This is a genomic window from Chitinophaga deserti (assembly GCF_003149455.1).
Taxonomy (GTDB): Bacteria; Bacteroidota; Bacteroidia; order Chitinophagales; family Chitinophagaceae; genus Chitinophaga; species Chitinophaga deserti.
The window spans coordinates 172,664-192,642 of sequence record NZ_QFFK01000005.1 but is presented as its reverse complement, the minus strand read 5'-3'; the positions used below and the strand labels follow the sequence as shown (position 1 = coordinate 192,642).

Here is a 19,979-nt window from a genome sequence, read left to right as displayed (position 1 = left end):
ATGCAGCGGGGTTAATGCTTATATTGTGGTATGACTGCTTCCTTCATCCAGGTACTGCTGTCGCTGGCGGCAGGTATCGGCCTGATCGTACTGCTGACAGTAAAATTCCGCGTACATGCGTTCTTCGCGCTTTTCCTCGCCTGTTTTGTTGTAGGACTCGGTGTGCAACTGCCGTTCCCGAAAATCATTTCTGTAATGAAAGAGGGTTTCGGGCATATTATGCAGAGCCTTGGTTTCATCATTGTATTGGGCACCATGCTCGGCGTGATCCTCGAACATACCGGTGCCACCCGTGTAATGGCCGCCGCTATCCTGAAGCTGGTAGGAGAAAAGCGGGCAGCAACCGCTATGGGCATAACAGGATTCATCGTAGGCCTCCCCATTTTCTGCGACAGCGGATATATCGTACTCAGCGGGCTGAACCGTTCGGTTTCCGGCCGTAGTGGTGCGCCCCTGCTGGTAATGTCAGTTTCCCTTGCATCGGGATTATATGCCGTGCACTGCCTGATACCGCCCCACCCCGGTGCTACAGCTGCTGCGGGTACTATTGGCGCGGATATCGGAAGGCTCATTCTGATGGGCACCGCCGTAGCTATACCCGCCGCCATTGCTGGCTGCTGGTGGGCTTCGTGGATGGGAAAAAAAGTGGCAGGCCCTGCAGAACATACACCTGAAGAAGATGCCCCTCTGCCTGCAACACCCGCCTGGAAAGCGTTCCTCCCCATAGCCATTCCCATTTTACTCATTGCTCTCGGCGCATTTACCAAAATGCAGCATGGCTCGGGCCTGCTGCAGATACTGGGCGATCCGGTAGTGGCATTGTCTGTCGGCGTGCTGCTGGCATTGTATACCGGTACGGGGTGGAAAAAGGCGGAAGTAAGCCGCCTGATGCTGGAAGCTTCGGAAAAAGCCGGTGGCATCCTTGTTATCATCGGTGCTGGTGGTGCTTTCGGTGCCATACTGGCCACCACAGACCTGGGAACTCACCTCTCCGATGCACTGCCGCTCAGCCAGCTCGGACTCTTCTTCCCTTTCCTGCTGGCCGTATTACTGAAAACCGCACAGGGGTCATCTACCGTTGCCATCATCACTGCAGCCGCTATTGTAAATCAGTTATTGCCGCGGCTGGGGCTTGATAGTGAGCAGGGCCGCCTGCTTTGTATGCTGGCACTGGGTGCGGGCAGCATGGCCATCTCCCACGCAAATGATGCCTACTTCTGGGTGATCAGCAAGTTTTCCGGACTTGAAATGCAGCCCATGCTCAAAGTATATTCCGTAGCCACACTGCTCATGGGCATCACCGCCTTCCTCGCCGTACTGGCGCTTTCCGCGGTACTCTTGTAACAACGAAATCGTACCTTTGCCCTCCATATGACACATATTACTACCATCGCTTTTGATGCCGACGATACACTTTGGGTGAATGAACCATACTTCCAGGAAACAGAACAAAAGTGCTGCGCACTGCTGGAAGATTATCTGCCGCACCACACAGTTTCACAGGAGCTGTTCCGTACGGAAATGCAGAACCTTCCCCTTTATGGCTATGGCGTAAAAGCCTTCATGCTCTGCATGATCGAAACCATACTCCGCGTAACCGGCAACAATGCCAATCCGGAAGTACTCAATAAAGCCATCGAATACGGTAAAGAGCTCCTCGCCAAGCCCGTGGAACTGCTGGAAGGGGTGGAAGATGTGCTGCAGTCACTGAAAGGGAAATACCGCCTCGTAGTGGCCACTAAAGGCGATCTGCTCGATCAGGAACGCAAGCTGGTAAAATCCGGACTGTCGCATTACTTCCATCATATTGAAATCATGAGCGAGAAAGGAGAAAAGGATTATAATAAACTGCTCCGCCATCTCGACTGTAAGCCCGAAAACTTCCTCATGATAGGTAACTCCCTGAAGTCGGACGTGCTGCCCGTGCTCGCCATCGGCGGCCATGCCATCCACATCCCCTACCATACCACCTGGGCGCATGAAATAATCGATCACAAGGTGGAGCACGAAAACTTCCGGCAGGTGATCGCTATTCCTGAGATTTTACCGCTGCTGCTGTCATGAAAAAGCAACTCGATATATCCCAATGGCCGCGCAAGGACCACTTCGCTTTCTTCCGTCGTTTCGAGGAACCATTCTTCGGGGTAACCGTGGAAGTTGATTGTACTGCTGCATATGAAAAAGCGAAGGCGGAAGGGCATTCCTTCTTCCTGCATTACCTTCACTGCTCTCTGGCAGCTGCTAATGAAACGGAGCCATTCCGCTACCGTATCAATGGCGAAGAAGTATGGATATACGATGCAGTGCATGCCTCCCCTACCATCAACAGACCTGATGGCACTTTCGGTTTTGCATACATGGATTACCATGCCGGCATGGCTGATTTCCTACCTGCCGCTACCGCAGAAATAGCAAGGGTTCAGGCTGCTGTGGGGTTAGTACCTGCCGTTTCCGGTGAAAACGTCATCCATTATTCCTCGCTGCCCTGGCTGGCATTTACTGCCATTTCACATGCGCGCAGCTTTTCCTTCCCGGATTCCTGTCCTAAGATTTCTTTCGGCAGGATGTCGGAAAAGAACGGCCGGCGGGTGATGCCCACATCCGTACATGTGCATCATGCATTAATGGATGGCTACCATGTAGCCCAATACCTGGAACGGTTCCAGGAAAAACTGAATCAGTAAATCCTGCATAAAAAAGGCCTGTCTGCACAGACAGGCCTTTTTCTTTCTTCATAAGCATATTTACATTTTGCCGAATATTTTTTCGTTGGCGATATTGATTTCGTCGGTAGAGATAGTGTGCCCCATATTAGGATATATTTTGATGAAAATGTTAGCGTTAAGATCCTGGTACACAGTTTCGGTTTCATGTACGCGCTTCACCGGCACATGCATATCCGGATCGCTGCTGCCGATGAATACAGGTGTTTGCCCGAAATTGCCCGTGTAATTGGAACGGTGAACATGATCACCGATGAGGCCACCCGTAAATGCTACGATGCCGCCATAGCGCATGGCATGGCGTGCAGCAAACTCCAGGGTAAGGCAGGCCCCCTGTGAAAAGCCGGTGAAGCAGATATTATGATGTGAAATGCCCGCGTCTACAATATCCTGCACGGTAGCAGCCAGCACATCAAGGGCCGAAGACAGCCAGGGCTCATTATCTTCCTGCGGCATGAGGAACGAGTGCGGGTACCAGGAGTTGCCATTGGCCTGCGGGGCCAGCAAAGCAAAATCCCCTACGGCCAGCATAGGTGCCAGCGTAAGAATATCTTCTGCAGACCCTCCCCTTCCATGCACCATGATAAGTGCCCGGGAGGCTTGCTCTATAGGAGTACCGGCGGTGATGATGTTTTTGATGTGCATACCGGGAAAGTTACGGATTAACGGAATTGATCAATATTAACGGAAACTGCAGGCAGCGATGCCAGCAGTTCCGCCCGCATGGGCTCGTATTGCGGTGGCAACCGGAGCGCTTCTCCCAGATGATCCGGTGTTTCATCTATTGCGAAGCCCGGTCCGGAAGTAGCGATTTCAAATAATACGCCACCCGGCTCCCTGAAATAGATGGATGTAAAATAGCTGCGGTCGAGGATAGGAGTAGGATTAACACCCTTTTCCATCAGCCGCTTGCGTACGTCAGTCTGGCTATCGTGATCGGGAGTGGCGAAGGCGATATGATGCACAGTGCCACCTCCACTGAGGCCCTTGAGGGCATCCGGTGAGCAGAGCACGTCCACATAATTGCCCGGTGTATTTACTGCTGCAAAGCGGTAGCGGTTTTCGTGTTGAGAGATGAGGGTATGATCCATCTGGCCTGTCAACAGTTCCGCGGTTTTCTCATAGCCCTCTTCCCAGATTTCGGCGGAGAAGAATCCCCTGATGGAATGCTCCAGCGGGATGTGACCGTAGCTGAAAGGCGGGCGGGTATCGTTGTCGTTAAACACGAGTTCGAGACCGAGACCATCGGGGTCTTCGAAATAGATGAAGGTTTCCTGCCCGAAGCGGTCCTGCGGAGGTTTGGCATTTACACTAAAGCGTTGCAGCCGTTGCTGCCAGTAATCCAAAGCAGCAAGGGGCACGGAAAAAGTGGTGGTATTGAGCATCCCTTTGCCTCTGCGGCCTTTGATGATGCCCTCAAACGGGAAGAAGGTGATGATGCTGCCGGGAGCGCCGGATTCATCTCCGTAGTAGAAATGATACACATCAGGTGCATCGAAGTTGACGGTCTTTTTCACGAGGCGGAGGCCCAGGATACCACAGTAGAAATCGATGTTGCCCTGAGAGCCGTTGCACATGGCGGTGATATGATGGATGCCGGTAACGAGTTGTTGCATACGATGAATGATTGTGCTTCAAATGTAAGACAGCCGCATCCCCCGGAGATGTCTGTATGATGGGGAGTGATGGCTCCCGGTGCCGGAGGAACGGTTGTGTTTATGATAAACACGGCGATGGGAGATTTGTTGATGGTAACGGATGTATAAAAATGATGGAATGCGTGCCATTCCGGGTTTCGTTTTATGAAGTAATTCATTTGTGAAACTGCAATACTTCCCTCCCGCCCCTGCCAGCTAAGAATGCTGATGAATCTTTGATAAACAATCGGTTAGGCATTAAAACCGGGCATTTCTCTATGAAAGATTACAGCACTGTACAATAGTAATATGAATTAATACAATTGACTTTCAACGCTTTAACATAAGGTTTGTTAATTCTTATCTAATCTTTGTAAATACTATCAGCTGATTAACAGAAATAATGACTGGTATAGTAAGTTTGCCGTAGTAATGTGAAAGTTTTCATCTCATTCTGTGAATGCAATACAGCAATTTGATACAATACATCTCAGGATGAAGAAATAATCCAATCCGAAGAATTACGATTGATGCAAGTGGAAAATGTAAACCCAGTTAACATAGCACTGTCCCGCGCACAGCTGTGGACAAAACTGATTACAAACAAACATCATAAAAATCTTTATGAATAAAAAATACCCCCAGGTCAAAGACCTGAGGGTGATAGTTTAGGGTAACAACTGGAGAATCATCAATAACCGGACGATCTCCGTTGCTAACCGGACGATGTGGATGAGTAATCTCACCTTATCGCCCTTATCGTTTTTGTTCATAAATGAGGCCGCTACCTTCCCGTAGCGGCTTTTTCATTTTAGGGCCTAAATGTCATCAATAAAGGAATGGCATTTCGTTAGTCGTTTGTTAACTTTTGGGTATATATACCATAAGCAAATGGAATAAAAAATGCCCTAAACCTTCTACGGCAGGGCATTCCATCGTTAGCAAAATGTAGTTTCTGCTAAAATTCACGTGTAAAATTTCCGGGGAGTTTGTATAATATCATTCGGCAAACCGGTTACAGGATTAACCATTCCAATTTGCCTTACCTGCATGGATTCGAACCCCGGGTCGGTCAATCCGGCACACGCATACTTATTTGTACCTTATATACTGGTAACCTGGTGCAGGGCTACTTTAACCTTACTCCTATAGTACTGTAATGTATATTAATTGGTCCCTAAATCAATACAGCAGCAGGTTTCCCCCCATTTTATATACAGTTGATATACAGTAACCCTTCTTTAACCCCTCTTTATCCCTACTTTAAAGCATCCAAACCCCGGGGCCAGACTGTCCTGAAGGGTACTTCATTCCTACTTTACATAGGGGGTAGCCTGATGGTCCGTTAGACTCAGAACCATATCCTTAAAGTCGCCGAATCCATCCTCATCCACTTCGTAACTGTCGTAAGAGATCATTCTTACGGCAACTATCTTAGTGCCGGGATCAACAACAATGTAATTCCCCAGATAACCATTGGCCTGATAGGTTTTAATGCCACTATATTCCCGCCTTGCCAAACGTAATCCTTTGGCTGCCAGGGCTTCATTAATGACCGCCTGTGCATCAGCACCCAGTACACTGATGATCTTTGCCTGGTATTCCTTCGTATCGAACCGGCCTTTCAATTGCTCCGCTTTGGATATAAAGCCCGGATCCACGCCTGCATTTCTGAATGTTTCCAGTTGCTTATCGTCGATAATGAGTGTTGTATTGGAATAATCGATCCACCATAACATACCATACGCCGGCATCTGAACACAGGGTGTTAACATTTCACGGATCCGTTCAGGTGCTATTATTTGCCTGCCTTTATACTGCCCATTGTTCAATGTCAGCAGCCCCAACTTTACGAAATCAATGGCTTTGATCTGGCAGCCGGACATTACGTGCGGATTGCCGGCACTATCCAGCGACCACGTAAAATCCGTAATACCTAATGGCTTAAATAGTCTTTCACCTATGTATTGATCCATTCTTTTACCCGTTATTTTAGCGATCACACCTGCCATCAGATTCAGTGATTTGTTGTTGTAGCTCCATACATCTCCGGGCTTTGCACTGAGTTCTGCCGCAAGAGCCAGCTGTACAAAATCTTTACTGGGATAAATTTCCACGCCGGTATTAGGTACGTTCTGGATGCCTGAAGTCATATTGACGAGGTGCCGGAGGGTAATAAACTGCTTGCTGCCCTGCTTCCATTCCGGGTAGAAGGTGGAAACGGGGATATCCAGACTGTCTATCAGCCCGTCTGTCAGCATACAGGCAACTGCAAGGCCTGCTATGCTTTTGGTACAGCTCATCGCTTCAATCTTTTTGGATGCATTTCCGGCAGCAAAATATTTCTCGGTAACAAGTCGCCCATCCTGGTATACGATCAATGCTTCAGAATGAGTTTGCTCAGCTTTCCTGAGTAATGTATCCAGCCTGTTCTTTTGAATATGCTGAGCAAAAGAACCATAGGTAATCAGGAGGAGTATTATGGAGAACGGAGTTTTGAGCATATGGTAATTGTTAAGGTAATTCAACGGCTTATTGCGAAGTAAGGGGTTACCATTAATCAATGCAAGTGAGTGCAGCTGAGCTTGATGGAACGATGGCCGGGTTGTCAAAAAACAGTGCTAATCAGAAAGGATTTAGTAGTTGATGAGTCATTATCTTTACCGGATGGAAACGGTTCATGGTATCAGGCGCGTGGCAGATGGAGCGTGGCTCGCCAGCCTTCGGGAAATCGACGGAACATCGGGCTGGCAACGAGTGCCGCTTTATTGTGTAGTACACCTCCGTACCGGAACCGCAGTGCTGGAAACCGGGCAAACCAGTTTTACGCTGCAGGCACCTGTGCTCCTGTTCTTTACTCCTTACCAGGAATATTCTTTTCATGGCGACTTTTCCGGCAGTCATCTCAGCTTCCATGGTGATTTTTATTGCATCGAAAAGCACCGGCACGAAGTGGCCTGCAACGGCGTACTGTTCAACAACATCTATACCCCTCCATTCGTTCCGCTGGATGAAGAACAGGCTGCTCCGGCAAATAATTATATCCGGCTTCTCCACGAAGCCATGACCAGTAACGACGATCTTGCACGTGAAGATCTCATTATCGCTCATCTGAAGATCATCCTCATCATTGCCACCCGTGTTAAATGCAGGCAAATCGAGGAAACCCTCACACAGCTCCCACCGGATGCGGGTCCACGCCTGGAAGAGTTTCACCAGCTGCTGGAAGCGCATTTTACAGTATGGAAAAAACCGGCTGACTATGCTGCCGCCATGCATATTTCCGGGAAAGCCCTCTCGCGCCTCACTGGTAAGTACCTGTCCAAAACACCGTCGGCGCTCATTACAGAGCGGGTTGTGCAGGAAGCTAAACGGGCATTGCATTTCTCCTACCTGAGCGTAAAAGAAATCGCCACTGCACTGGGCTACGACGATCCACTGTATCTGAGCCGCCTTTTCCGGAAACAGACGGGCGTTTCACCAAGGGAATTCCGCCAGCAGGTAGGGGTTACGATCCTTGTCTGATTTGTCCATGTTTTGGCGACATCCTGCCATTTTTCCCCGGGCGGTACCGGAGTACCTTCGGAACATGAAATCTCTGTATACCCTGCTTACATATGCAGCCCGCCTGGACAAAGCCGGCATCCGGCTATTACGTATATCAGTTTCCGTTATTTTAATCTGGATCGGGGCATTAAAATTTGTGCCTTATGAAGCCGAAGGTGTAACGCCGTTTGTGGCGAACAGTCCTTTCATGCGCTTTTTCTACCACCATCCTGATGAATACCGCCAGCACCGTAACAAAGAAGGTGAAGTATCACAGCAAAACATTGCCTGGCATCATACGAACAATACATATGGATATTCTTATGGCCTTGGGTTGCTGCTGATGGGGATGGGAACGCTCCTGCTGCTGAACAGGGCAAACCCGGTATTGGGTGCCTCAGGTGCTGTACTGACGATCATCATGGGTGTGGGAACACTGTCTTTCCTGATTACCACCCCGGAAACATGGGTCCCTGACCTTGGCGGTGCCCATCACGGCTTCCCTTACCTTGCCGCACCCGGAAGACTGGTACTGAAGGATTTAATCATGCTGGCGGCAGGTGTGGTATTGCTGGCGGATTCTGCGAAAGGGGTGTTATTGCGGCGAAGTAGTGGTGTGTAGTTGGAAAAGGGGTGAAATATTTATTATAAAGTGTTTTGTTATACTAAACTTAATTTATTATTTGTAAATTAACTGTTGACTTCGGGTATCCAATTCCGGGTACAGGTTCGAGTATATCAAAACAAAACTTCTATGACCAGTCAACAATTTTCCACCATCGCCAGGATGCTTTTATTATACAGCGGTTTGCCCCTGTTAATTGCGTTTCCCACCTTACTGATTGGCCAGATTAAAGTCATGAGCTATAACACGCATTATTGCGTGGGTATGAATAAAGAGAATAGTTTGAAGGATATTGCCGCTCTGATAAAACAAACGGCGCCTGATATCGTTGGACTGCAGGAAATAGGCGACTCTGCCATGGCTGCAGAACTGGGAAAACTGTCGGATATGTATTTCGTATTTGGCCCGTCCCTTGGAAAAATGGATGGATATGGAGACGCGGTCCTCAGTAAGTATCCTTTCGTATATGACGGTAATCATTCTATACCCAGTGCCAGCTCAAGCCGGTACCAGGCGATGTCTGTCACCATAGATTTTTCGAAGAAATCATCAAAGCTGGGTAAAGTGAGGCTGATCAATACGCATTTTGACTGGCTGAAAACAATAGGGTCTAAACAGGCCCGTCTTGCCACAGTAGATGTGATTGAAGAGGCATTTTTTCAGGCTGCTCCTATTCCCACTATCCTTACCGGAGATTTAAATGCGCAGCCCGCCAGCGTTGAATTAGAGAAATTAAAAAAATATGGCTGGGTAGACAGTGGAGAGCCCGGAACACATAAAACAATCCCCTCTACACAGCCTGCTCATCAGATCGATTATATTTTATTCCGGGGTAAAGAAGATTTTGCGGTGAAATCATTTTCGGTGCTGTACGGAGTGCTTAGTTCAGATCATTTACCGGTCGTAGCAGAATTAACATTGCTGAAAAAATAACTGGTTTGCCGTATTCATTTTGGGAATAAAAACACAGTTGTTTCCGGACTGCATTAAGTAGGTAAAATGGAACAGTGTGTAAATAAAAAGAGGGAAAACTATCAATCGATAATTTTCCCTCTTTTCGTTGCCCAACATGGATTCGAACCACGACACTCAGATCCAGAAACTGATGTACTACCCTTATACTATTGGGCAAAAAACTCTGTAAAGAGGCTGCAATATTACGTAACATTCCAGTGAAAACCAAATCTTTCGCGGCAAAATTCTATCAGCTGAACCCTCTGCCCCCTGAAATTGTTGATGGGAGAAAGTTACCTTATGCCGCTCCAGCACCACCCTTCCTCCCGAAATACCGTGGAAACCATCCTCGTACTACTGCTGCTACTGGCCTTGTTTATAGCAGTTTACGATGTGCTCCGTGTGTTTTTTGGGGTGTTTACCTTCGCCATCATCTTTGCAGTTTCTCTGGCACACCCCTTCGAACAGCTGAGCCGCGGACTGGGCCAGCGCAGGAAACTGGCTGCCATCATTTATAGCCTGGTGCTGCTGGGTATTGTGGCCCTCCCATTCATTTTCCTCATCGGCGCCCTTGGGCGGAATGCCGCTCACCTGCTGGCCTTTGCTACCGATGTCAGGGAACATGGACTTCCGCCTCTCCCGGAGCAGCTTGCTTCCCTTCCCTTATTGGGAGATTCTCTCACTGAATTCTGGGAACACCTGCGCAACAACCCAAGGGAAACCATTGTGGGGCACGACCGGCAGCTCAATACCGTACTGCACCACCTGCTGAGCGGTGGTGCCGGCATCCTAGGGGCTACCCTGCAGTGCATCCTGGGTATCCTGGTATCGGCTATTCTACTGGTTACCGGCCCCAAATCGCTCCTGCCCCTTAAAAACGTACTGCGGCACCTCTTTGGCCGCAGGGATGCGCATACCCTCATCCAGGCATGCCTGAGCGCCATCCGCGGGGTATCCATCGGTGTAATGGGCACGGCGTTTATCGCCAGTATGCTGTCGTACATAGGTCTGGCCATTGCCGGCATACATTTCAGGGTACTGCTAACGGCGGTTATTTTCTTCCTCGTGCTCATCCAGATCGGGCCGCTTTTTGTATGGCTCCCGCTGGTCATCTGGGCCGTAGTACAGGGGCATACGGGGCTGGCAGTATTCCTCGCTGTGTACGGTGCATTGGTGCTTGTGGTGGATGCGGTGCTTAAACCGGTGCTCATTGCCAAAAGCGGTGGCAAATTACCGTTCCTCGTCCTGTTTATCGGTGTGGTAGGCGGCCTCGCCGCATGGGGGTTTACCGGGATGTTTAAAGGGGCCATTATCCTGGCGGTTTTCCATACCATTTATACCTCCTGGCTGGAAAGGAAACGGCAATTGCAAATGCCGGGAAAACTACCGGTACCGTTAAGCTAAACTTTCTGTTCTTATATTTGTTGATAAGCCAGTTTATTAAAGCTCCATCCTGCCCATGATGCCATCATCCTATATTCCGCTATTCCGCCAGTTCGCAGTACTCCTCGCATTCCTGGCCATCTATTCCCCCGCCCGTTCCCAGCAGCTGAACGACAGTACCCTGAAAGCCCGTGGCTTCTGGGACTCCAGGGCAGTGAATATCACCGTTGTACCTGCTGTACTCTTTGCCGGAAGCGCCGCATTATGGGGCGAACGTAAAAATGTAAGGGAACTGCGTAACCGCTATATACCCACTTTCCGTTACCATTTTGATGACTATATGCAATACGTGCCCGCATTGGCCGTTTTCGGGCTGAATGCGGCCGGCGTGAAAGGAAAGAACCACATTGGCAGGGCCTTCGTATCCTACGCCTTCTCTGCCGTTGTAATGGGCGCTGTGGTGAACGGGATCAAATACACCGCGAAAGTGGAACGGCCCGATGGATCGGAGCGCAACTCCTTCCCTTCCGGCCACACCGCCAACTCTTTCATGAACGCCACCTTCCTGCATAAAGAATACGGGCAGTACCGCCACCCCATGTACAGCGTGGCAGGCTACACCCTTGCCACAGGCACCGCTATCGGGCGGCAGCTTAATAACCGGCACTGGGTTTCAGATGTACTGGCAGGCGCCGGTATCGGTATACTGGCCACCGAAGTGGGGTACCTCATAGCCGACCGAATTTACCGCGACAAAGGCGCAAGACCTGTTTTGCATAAAGACCCCATACCGGTAGACGGAAAGCCCAGCTTCATCGAGATCCGCATGGGTTACGCCATCGCTACCACCAAGGATCTCACCGGTAATGTAAATGGTGTTTCTGCCAAACGTGGATTTAATATGGGAGCGGAAGGCGCCTGGTTCTTTCACCGGAACATCGGCGCAGGGGCTGAATTTGCTTTTACCAGCTTCCCTATCAATGACGACGGGCTTATCATCACCGACCCCGATGTAACCGTTATCAGCGATGGCCATTACACCCAGCCTATGGGCATCCGTTACCTGCATGCAGGGCCTTTTTTCAGTATTCCACTCCCCAAAAACTGGTTCATCACCGGTAAAGCACTCGCGGGTACCTCCCTCGGCTCCGACGGAAATGTGATGCTCCGCCTGAATCCCGACTGGCAGGAACTGCTGGAGAGAAACGACTTCCCCTACCTGCGCTATAAACCCGAAGGCACCTTCAGCTGGTCTGCCGGCATCGGTATCCAGAAAAGGATCTCCCGCAACATAGGCGTCAAAGCATATGGCGCTTACTTCGACTCTGATCATGATTTCGATATCGATATCGTGGATGATGTAACCGACGAAGGAAAATTCCTTTACAAGAATATCGGGCAGGAAAAAGTCCGCTTCAATCATTTCACTTTCGGACTTGGACTTACCGCCTTCCTCTGGTAAAACCCGCAACAGGCAACCTTTCTCAAAATTTACAAATGTGCTGGTATATCCTGGATATTCCTTTACCACGTTTAATACGCGGGATTAATCAGAGAGTAAGCCTTACGCTTCCTTATTGACAACTTTTCTGAGTAAAAATACCCGGCATTTCAACCTGATAAATTGCCGGTAGGGCAGTATAATCAGCGATTACCTTCAGTTGAACTTCCATACACTTCAAACACAACAATAATCTGCTCGGAGGGACCAATATGCATTTTGCTTACGTAAGTGAATACAGATATAGTTACGTAATTAATTTCGCGCAAAATCATCATCAATATGAAAAGGATCTCTTCACTGTGCATTGTTGCGCTGGTATGCTGTATGGCATGTTCTAAAAGCGACAGCAAGCCAAACCCCAACGACCCCGATAACCCCGGAGGCCAGGAAGGCGTACCAACTATCGTAACAGTTCCTAAACTGCAGGGCGACACTACCATTACCATGGGGCCCAATACCAATTACGCCATCGCACTAAAAGGCTTGCCTACCATCCGCCCCGTATTCCCCAAACTGCAACCTAAACCTAAAAAGGTACGCGGGTATGTGACCGATGCTTCCGGCAACCCCATAGAAGGTGCATTTCTTGGATTGCGCGTGCGTGTTTCAGGGCTAACTACCGTGGCTACCGGTACAACTAACGAGAAGGGTTATTATGAAATAGCTTTTGAAGGTGCAGCGGAATTCTTCCAGGCATATGTAACTGTAAATTATGTAGAAAAGCCCGTGCCTATCAGTCTATTTGCTGCAGATACCACATTACCTGTTTACACGATGGACAAAGGCGGGGTGAAACACTGGATCGCCCTCAGCCATGGTACCGCTAACCTTGCCGATGTACAACACCGGCCCTGGCTAAGTAACAACTACTTCGGTGGGTCTATTTACCTGAACTGGGATGTGTATGAAGACATGTGGAGCCCGGAAGGTGCACTGCCAATGAATGGCGAGATCATCGTTAAATTAACACCGGCGGGTGGCATGATGTATGGGGAAACGCGTACGTTTACCATACGGCAGAAAATAGGTGACAAGCATCTGGACTGCAATATCAACAACCTCCCCATCGGTATCTATAAAATAGAGGCAAAACTGGCCGACGGACGTCCCCTTGAAATGGAAGTACATGGCCCCAACCGTTCTGACACTTATGGTCTCCAGTACGATGAGGGTACCAAAGCATGGTATGTGGCATTCATGCCAGGTTACAACGCCACGAGCAAGCCCATGCCCAACCGTGGAGAGTGGGACCAGGCAAATGTGCATGTAGAACTGTAAACTGGTATAAAAAGAGCGACCGGTACTCCGTAATTACAGAGTACCGGTCGCTTTATTTTTGCGCTGTGGGGCGCTTTAGATTTTCTGTCTGTCCTGCTGCGGGCGGCCATGCCATTTCCGCTTTTGCTGGTTCTTTCTGCCGGAGTTTTGCTGGGAAGAAGACTGGCGCAACTGCACTGCGGGTGCCTGATGAACCGGTACTTCCGAAGCAGGGAACGGATGGTCAGTAACTACAGGGATCTGCTGTTTGATAAGCTTCACAATATCTTTCACATATGGTCTTTCTTCATCTTCACAGAAAGAAAGTGCGATACCGCTTGCTCCACCACGGCCTGTACGGCCAATGCGGTGAACATAAGTTTCCGGCACATTGGGAATCTCGTAGTTGATTACGTGCGACAGGTTATCTACATCAATACCACGTGCAGCAATGTCGGTAGCCACCAGTACGCGGATGCGGCCTGCTTTGAAATCGGTAAGTGCACGCTGGCGTGAATTCTGCGACTTGTCTCCATGGATGGCGCTGGCGGTGATGCCGGCTTTATTCAGATCCTTGGCTACACGGTCGGCCCCGTGTTTGGTACGGGTAAATACAAGCGCGCTTATGATGGAAGCATCCTGCAATACGTGAACGAGGAGCTTGCGTTTGTTATTCTTGTCTGTATAAAACAGCTGCTGTTCTACTTTTTCTGCTGTGGAAGAAACGGGTGTTACCGCAACTTTCACAGGATTGGAAAGGATCGAATTGGCCAGACCCGCGATTTCGTCGGGCATGGTAGCAGAGAAGAACAGCGTTTGCCGCTTAGCCGGGAGCTTGGTGATCACACGTTTTACATCGTGGATGAAGCCCATATCCAGCATACGGTCGGCTTCGTCGAGCACAAACTGGCGGATATAATGCAGGTTAATGTGCCCCTGTTGCCAGAGATCCAGCAGGCGGCCAGGCGTGGCGATCAGGATATCGATACCGCGTTTCAGTCCATCGATCTGTGCCTGGGCAGATACACCGCCGAAGATCACCAGATGTTTGATGCCTGTATGTACTCCATAGTCACGGATATTTTCCGCGATCTGGATAGCCAGCTCACGTGTTGGCGTGAGAATAAGCGTTTTGATATGACGGTCGGGCGCCTGGGCAGCCTCTTTTTCTTTTGTTAAAAGCTGAAGGATGGGAATCGCAAAAGCTGCGGTTTTCCCCGTACCTGTCTGAGCGCACGCCAGCAGGTCCCGCTTTTCCAGCACCACAGGGATTGCCTGTTCCTGGATGGGTGTAGGTGTACTATAGCCTTGTGTCTCCAGTGCGCGAAGTATGGGTGAAATGAGGCCTAATTTCTCGAATGACAAATGATATGATTTTATGTAACGTTGATAACAACCTGGAAGTCAAATTAAAGAGAAGGACATGCTCGAATTGTAGCTCCAGGAGAATAAAAAAACTTTACAAAGATACGTAAATTCCTGTAATGCTGTCATTTCGCATTAGGATTGTTACTTATACAATTTAGCCGGGTATACGGCCGGTCTGTCCGAATCCCCTTCTCCTTCCCTATGGAATGGGCTAGATTAGAGGGTATAAAGCCAAACTTTTATATGAAAACCGCTTCATTTCTTCTCTTCATGACCGCCATAATGGCAACCCACGGTTGCACAAAAAAAACTGACCCGCTCCCCGATCCACCCGAAACTCCGCGCCCCGGTAATAGTATGGCACGGCTGGTAAAAGGGCATTTGCTGAAAGCTGTGGAAATAGCCGGGTTCCCCGTGCGCATAGAGTACGCCTGGCATACAGACAGTTCCCTGCGGCATTTCCATGCCATCAATACCCTCACAAAAGATACCGTGGATGTGGATTACCATTACACAGCCGGGAAGCTGACACGTATTACCACTGAAAACTCCCTTTCCGAAGGCGTATATGTGATCACCAACGACAGGATCAGCCGCATCACCAGCAGGCACCTTATCAACCCCACCGGCAGGCAATATGACTTCACCTACCGGTCCGACAGCCTGCTTTCCGGCATCCTCCGGTCCGGTTTATCCGAGGCAGGGCCGCGTAAGGTATGCGATATCGTATATTCCTACGATGGTCATAAGCTCCCAGCGTTCATCTCCAGCACACAGCCCAATGGTGTAATGCGCGCCATCCGTATACATGAATGGAGCGCTCCGTTTTCTTTCAGTCCCTGGGTATTCTCCGAACCTGAGCTGGATCTGGAAAATTACGAACTGTACAATCCTGCCCTGCTCTTTCAGCTGGACCGGTTGCCCGTTAAGTTCTCCGAATGGATACAACAGCCCGGTGGTTCTGCTGTTATGCAAAGGCGGTGGGAGATCACTTATGCCATTCAGAACGACCGCCTGATGCACCGCACAGCGAATGTCATTTACCCTGCCGATCCGCAGCTTAACAGCACCATCGAACATACTTTTTATTACTGAGGCATAAGCAAAAGAAGCAAACGCCCGCCGGTAACGGCGGGCGTTTTTTTATGGTGTTAAGCAATGGCAGTCTGATTTCACTGCAATGCTGCTGCATTCCATGCTGTTAACTTAGTTATTCCACGTACAATCCGTTCCGTTATTGTCAGCTACACTTACAGAGGAAAACCACCATTAAAGCACAGACAATGAACGGCTACCCGTACCTCCATTTCCGGCTGCAACCCAATGTACCTGAAGGGCACCATACCCCGGAAGGCCCTGCAGCAGCTTATACCGACGCTACCCTTGCCGGCCATCTCGCAGCGCGAAGCATTGCGTTACCGGGAGCTTCCCTGTATTGGGTGCACCTGCTGTTACATCAGCCTGCCCCGCTGCATATACAACTTCCCGGCCCCATACTGGTGTTCTGTATCGGGATCAGGGGAACGGTGCTGACAGCGCCATTCCGTATCAAAGCCCACTATGCTGTATGGCAACAATTACAATCCTGCAGTACTACCGAAATTCCAGCCGGTGAATATGAATATTGTTGTATTGCTTTCCCGGAGAAGAGGGATATCAATATGACGGAAGTGGCATTATCGGCAGCAGCGCGAACCATACTTGGTAATATCCGCCGCGCAGGATGGACCGCCGGTGGTATACCTGCCATCACAACAATGGTGCAGCAATTGCTGGGTGAAACTGACCAGGAAGCCACAAAGCCTGCAGGCATCCGCGCCACTTTGCAGCATATCCGTGAAAACTATGCCGACCCTATCAGTGTGAAGCGGCTGGCGAGGATGGCGGGGCTGAATGTAAATGCCTATACGATCAGGTTCAGAGAAGTAACCGGCCAGACACCGTCTGCTTTTATTCAGCAGATACGTGTGGAAGCGGGGCGGGATATGCTATGGCAGGAGCAGCTGACGATGGATGAAATTAGCGCCCGCAGCGGGTTTACCAGCAGGCATTACTTCTCAAGGGTATTCCGCAGGCATTACGGAATGTCTCCCGCGGCATTCCGTCGGTATAAAAAAAATAATGAAAAACTGCACCTAAATAATTGAAATACTACACCACATTTCCTATAAGTTTGGTGAACTTTACAATGTCCGCCACCGGAAAAACTGATACAACGATTACCAACCATTAAAAGACATTGTAATGCCCGCTTTCCTCCGCCCCCGCGCAGTTGCAGATATTGTTTCCGCAGTGCTGCTGATCTTTTTCCTGCATAGTGCCATTGGCAATATTGTGCAGATTCAGACAACGGTAAATGTATTGGCATTCTATACACCAGTTGAAGCCCCGCGGCTGGGGCTGGCATGGGGAATTGCAGGATGGCAGCTGCTGGCTGCGGTACTATTGTTCTTCCCGGTTACAAGGGCAGCAGGGTTTGGGCTTTCGCTGGCATATTTTGGAGTATTATCAGTAGTGGCCTGGCTCCATCCGGGAACACCGGCTATGTTTGGCGGACTCCTGAATCATATCAGCCGCTTCTATGTCCTTTATCTGGCAGCAGGCGGACTTGTACTTACAGTTGCGGGAATTGTGCTGCGTTACTTCCCGCGCCCTCTTAAAAAACATGACATCATTGCGCAATAACGCCGGTTTCCGGCGGCAGGTGGTATGCCGAAAACCCTGTTCAATAGAGTAGGCATTATTCTAAAAAAATCAACTATTATGAAACGGAATCTTTTCGCCCTGGCAGCGGTAGTATTTGCCATCACCCTTTCCTCTTTCACGACTTCTACCCGTGCTACTTACTTCCTGTCTTACAAAGGCACTGGTAATTATTACCTGGCTGCGAGCTACGATGTACTGAGCTCAGCTTCCCGTGTATCCGGTACCGGTAAATTCAACTGGGTTTCCCTTGAAGATGCCAATGGCATTATCAGCGACACGCAGGTAGAAGATGCGATCGATGCTGAAGATCTCCAGCCCGGCGGTTCTACTCACCCGCTCGATAACGAACTGGCCGACAGCCCTGCTCTCGACATTAAAACTCCCTGATTTTCCACATCAGCAAGTAACCGCCATTGATTAATTTCAATGGCGGTTTTTATTTTTTACTTCATCCTTACATATTCTTTCGGGACTACGACATATACCACATCCCATTTCACGGTATCATTCCAATGGCGGTTTTCTTCGTAAGGTATTTTCAGAATTACCTGGTCAGAACGTTTTGTAGAATCCAGCGTGTTGGTATAACTGGCAATCAGGTAACATTTCAATTCATTCATTTTCCTGATGAATCTGGCGGAGTCTCCTTTTGCCAGATACACGGAATGATGCCACGACATCTGCGGTGGTTTACTTTCCCAGGGGTTATAGGTAGCCAGCCGGTTAAAATCCTCCGGTGTCAGCTGGTCTTTCACTTTATCCTTAACATGTGGCCACCATCTGGGGGTAAGTACTGCAGCGGTTCTGCTCCAGTTTGTTACTTCTGCCAGCGGCGGGTGTTGCTGACACCTGGCGTATATAGCGGTAAGCAGGATCCAGGCTGTAATGACTAGCTTCTTCATATAAGTGTATTTGATTGTTGACTATCTGGTCGTTTGTGCTATGGAGGTACGGCTGATAACTTCCTGCGGCAGCAGCAGTGCATACCGCTTATCGTTCGGGGAAAGTATAAATGTTGAACCACCACCCATGCGGGTGAGGGTTACTGCGGTGGATGGGTTTGTATTGAGCCGTTTAAGGTCGGCCCAGCGTACTCCGCGCAATACCAGTTCCTTCCTCCTTTCGTTGAGTACGGTTTGAAGGGCTTCCGCTGTATTGCCTGCAGTTACCGGAACAAACGCTTCCGGGCGCCAGCGCTTGGAAAGCAGGGTATTCAGGTCATCCATAGCCTCCTGCACCTTCCCTTCCCGGGCTAGGCACTCCGCGCGGATGAGATATACCTCATCCGTACAAATGCCCGTAAATGGCCTGAAACTACCTGAATAGCTGTTTCTGAATGATTCGGTACCATCAGATAACATCCGGAAATACAGGCTGCCCCGTAAATCGCCGGGGGCATACATCGCCCGTAAAACCGTGTCAACACGCGGCACATCATCATAGGTAACCATAAGGTTATCAGCCACTGTCTGGAAATACAAAATCTCAGGATTGGTTGCGAATTGTCCCAGAGGGAACGCATCCCCTTCATTCAGACTATTGAAATCCAGCAATTGAGGACGTAGCGCAAGGCAAGCAGAAGCCATTTCCACTGCACGGGAATATTGTTCCGTTTGCAGATACAACCTGGCAAGCAGTGCATAACCTGCCGCCTTTATGGGCCGGTTTTTATACGGTGCGCTCAAAGGGAGTAATGGCAGTGCCGCTTCCAAATCACTGGTTATCTGCCGGTAAGTTTCTATAAGTGAAGACCTCCGGCTGATGGTACCCTGCTCTTCATCGAGCCGCAATACGATCCCCTGCGCTTCATCAACACTGCCTGCTTTGTAATGCATTGCATATAACTCCGCAGCCTGCAAAAAAGCATATCCCCGCAGGAAAAGCCCCATACCTTTTATCTCCGCCCGTTGTTGCTCATTACTAACCTTCACTTTGTCTGCATTAGAGATGATGATATTCGCATAGAGGACGTTTTCATACAGCCGGATATAACCCGGGTAAAATTGCATCTGGGAATTCCAGCTGTAATTTTCTCTGTCTTTCTCCTGAACGGATAGCCAGGCATCTTCCGGAACATAATATTCATCTGCTGCTGCGAGGCCCTGACAATTGGTGATATGCAGATTCTCATAGTTGAGCAACATCAGCAGATCGTTTGCCGTTTCAATCGTAGATGTAGTGCTGTCAGATTTTACATCCAGGTATTTCTTACATCCGGCAACTGTGAATGTTAAAAGAATGGCGCAGTATAATATTCTGTTTTTCATGCATTCACT

The 19,979-nt window shown here is 49.3% G+C and carries 19 protein-coding genes and 1 tRNA gene; 13 read left to right on the top strand and 7 right to left on the bottom strand.

Annotated features, from left to right (window positions below):
• Positions 1–30 precede the first annotated feature (30 nt).
• From DEV76_RS13160 to DEV76_RS13150, 3 genes are read left to right on the top strand one after another with little or no spacing between them, the layout of a single operon-like run.
• Positions 31–1,344 (top strand): GntP family permease, encoded by a 1,314-nt coding sequence (locus DEV76_RS13160; RefSeq protein ID WP_109698375.1) that lies wholly within the window; start codon positions 31–33, stop codon positions 1,342–1,344.
• Between the two features lie 27 nt (positions 1,345–1,371).
• Complete coding sequence (locus DEV76_RS13155) at positions 1,372–2,064, top strand: HAD family hydrolase (RefSeq protein ID WP_109698374.1); 693 nt, start codon at positions 1,372–1,374, stop codon at positions 2,062–2,064.
• Entirely contained in the window at positions 2,061–2,684 is a 624-nt protein-coding gene (locus DEV76_RS13150) for a chloramphenicol acetyltransferase (RefSeq protein ID WP_109698373.1), read from the top strand. The genes DEV76_RS13155 and DEV76_RS13150 overlap by 4 nt, the downstream gene beginning before the upstream one ends.
• A 60-nt stretch (positions 2,685–2,744) precedes the next feature.
• On the opposite strand, the gene DEV76_RS13145 is transcribed toward DEV76_RS13150, so the two are convergent.
• The 3 genes from DEV76_RS13145 to DEV76_RS13135 all read right to left on the bottom strand — a co-directional run bounded on the left by DEV76_RS13145 (position 2,745) and on the right by DEV76_RS13135 (position 6,864).
• A complete protein-coding gene (locus DEV76_RS13145; protein WP_109698372.1) occupies positions 2,745–3,368 on the bottom strand; it encodes an alpha/beta hydrolase in 624 nt (207 codons plus the stop codon).
• Between the two features lie 17 nt (positions 3,369–3,385).
• Positions 3,386–4,339 carry a ring-cleaving dioxygenase gene (locus tag DEV76_RS13140; protein ID WP_109698371.1) on the bottom strand — a complete coding sequence of 318 codons (954 nt, stop codon included), beginning with the start codon at positions 4,337–4,339 and terminating at the stop codon, positions 3,386–3,388.
• A gap of 1,334 nt (positions 4,340–5,673) precedes the next feature.
• Positions 5,674–6,864 carry a serine hydrolase domain-containing protein gene (locus DEV76_RS13135; RefSeq protein ID WP_157962877.1) on the bottom strand — a complete coding sequence of 397 codons (1,191 nt, stop codon included), beginning with the start codon at positions 6,862–6,864 and terminating at the stop codon, positions 5,674–5,676.
• A 163-nt stretch (positions 6,865–7,027) separates the two neighbouring features.
• Between DEV76_RS13135 and DEV76_RS13130 the strand changes: the two genes are divergently transcribed.
• The 3 genes from DEV76_RS13130 to DEV76_RS13120 all read left to right on the top strand — a co-directional run bounded on the left by DEV76_RS13130 (position 7,028) and on the right by DEV76_RS13120 (position 9,464).
• On the top strand, positions 7,028–7,885 hold the full coding sequence (locus DEV76_RS13130) for a helix-turn-helix domain-containing protein (RefSeq protein WP_157962876.1): 858 nt from the start codon (positions 7,028–7,030) through the stop codon (positions 7,883–7,885).
• 64 nt (positions 7,886–7,949) lie between these two features.
• Positions 7,950–8,528: a DUF417 family protein gene (locus tag DEV76_RS13125; RefSeq protein ID WP_109698368.1), complete on the top strand. Its 579-nt coding sequence runs from the start codon at positions 7,950–7,952 to the stop codon at positions 8,526–8,528.
• A 132-nt stretch (positions 8,529–8,660) separates the two neighbouring features.
• On the top strand, positions 8,661–9,464 hold the full coding sequence (locus DEV76_RS13120; RefSeq protein ID WP_109698367.1) for an endonuclease/exonuclease/phosphatase family protein: 804 nt from the start codon (positions 8,661–8,663) through the stop codon (positions 9,462–9,464).
• 127 nt (positions 9,465–9,591) lie between these two features.
• Here the strand turns inward: DEV76_RS13120 and DEV76_RS13115 are convergent.
• Positions 9,592–9,662 (bottom strand) — tRNA-Gln (locus tag DEV76_RS13115).
• A 123-nt stretch (positions 9,663–9,785) separates the two neighbouring features.
• On the opposite strand from DEV76_RS13115, the gene DEV76_RS13110 reads away from it, so the two are divergent.
• The 3 genes from DEV76_RS13110 (at position 9,786) to DEV76_RS13100 (ending at position 13,650) form a co-directional block, all read left to right on the top strand.
• Complete coding sequence (locus DEV76_RS13110) at positions 9,786–10,889, top strand: AI-2E family transporter (RefSeq protein ID WP_157962875.1); 1,104 nt, start codon at positions 9,786–9,788, stop codon at positions 10,887–10,889.
• Between the two features lie 55 nt (positions 10,890–10,944).
• Positions 10,945–12,330 (top strand): phosphatase PAP2 family protein, encoded by a 1,386-nt coding sequence (locus tag DEV76_RS13105; RefSeq protein WP_109698365.1) that lies wholly within the window; start codon positions 10,945–10,947, stop codon positions 12,328–12,330.
• A 321-nt stretch (positions 12,331–12,651) separates the two neighbouring features.
• On the top strand, positions 12,652–13,650 hold the full coding sequence (locus DEV76_RS13100) for a carboxypeptidase-like regulatory domain-containing protein (RefSeq protein ID WP_157962874.1): 999 nt from the start codon (positions 12,652–12,654) through the stop codon (positions 13,648–13,650).
• Positions 13,651–13,725: 75 nt separating this feature from the next.
• Here DEV76_RS13100 and DEV76_RS13095 read toward each other — a convergent pair whose 3' ends face one another.
• On the bottom strand, positions 13,726–14,994 hold the full coding sequence (locus tag DEV76_RS13095; RefSeq protein WP_109698363.1) for a DEAD/DEAH box helicase: 1,269 nt from the start codon (positions 14,992–14,994) through the stop codon (positions 13,726–13,728).
• A 246-nt stretch (positions 14,995–15,240) separates the two neighbouring features.
• Between DEV76_RS13095 and DEV76_RS13090 the strand changes: the two genes are divergently transcribed.
• The 4 genes from DEV76_RS13090 (at position 15,241) to DEV76_RS13075 (ending at position 18,090) form a co-directional block, all read left to right on the top strand.
• On the top strand, positions 15,241–16,092 hold the full coding sequence (locus tag DEV76_RS13090) for a hypothetical protein (RefSeq protein WP_109698362.1): 852 nt from the start codon (positions 15,241–15,243) through the stop codon (positions 16,090–16,092).
• 188 nt (positions 16,093–16,280) lie between these two features.
• The gene (locus DEV76_RS13085) at positions 16,281–17,144 is read left to right on the top strand and encodes an AraC family transcriptional regulator (protein WP_109698361.1); all 864 of its coding nucleotides are present in this window, start codon (positions 16,281–16,283) and stop codon (positions 17,142–17,144) included.
• 97 nt (positions 17,145–17,241) lie between these two features.
• On the top strand, positions 17,242–17,682 hold the full coding sequence (locus DEV76_RS13080; RefSeq protein WP_109698360.1) for a hypothetical protein: 441 nt from the start codon (positions 17,242–17,244) through the stop codon (positions 17,680–17,682).
• Positions 17,683–17,760: 78 nt separating this feature from the next.
• Entirely contained in the window at positions 17,761–18,090 is a 330-nt protein-coding gene (locus DEV76_RS13075) for a hypothetical protein (protein WP_109698359.1), read from the top strand.
• A gap of 56 nt (positions 18,091–18,146) precedes the next feature.
• Here DEV76_RS13075 and DEV76_RS13070 read toward each other — a convergent pair whose 3' ends face one another.
• Both DEV76_RS13070 and DEV76_RS13065 read right to left on the bottom strand, forming a co-directional pair.
• The gene (locus DEV76_RS13070) at positions 18,147–18,605 is read right to left on the bottom strand and encodes a hypothetical protein (protein WP_109698358.1); all 459 of its coding nucleotides are present in this window, start codon (positions 18,603–18,605) and stop codon (positions 18,147–18,149) included.
• A gap of 21 nt (positions 18,606–18,626) precedes the next feature.
• Positions 18,627–19,970, bottom strand: a complete 1,344-nt coding sequence (locus tag DEV76_RS13065; protein ID WP_109698357.1) for a RagB/SusD family nutrient uptake outer membrane protein — start codon at positions 19,968–19,970, stop codon at positions 18,627–18,629.
• Positions 19,971–19,979: the final 9 nt, after the last annotated feature.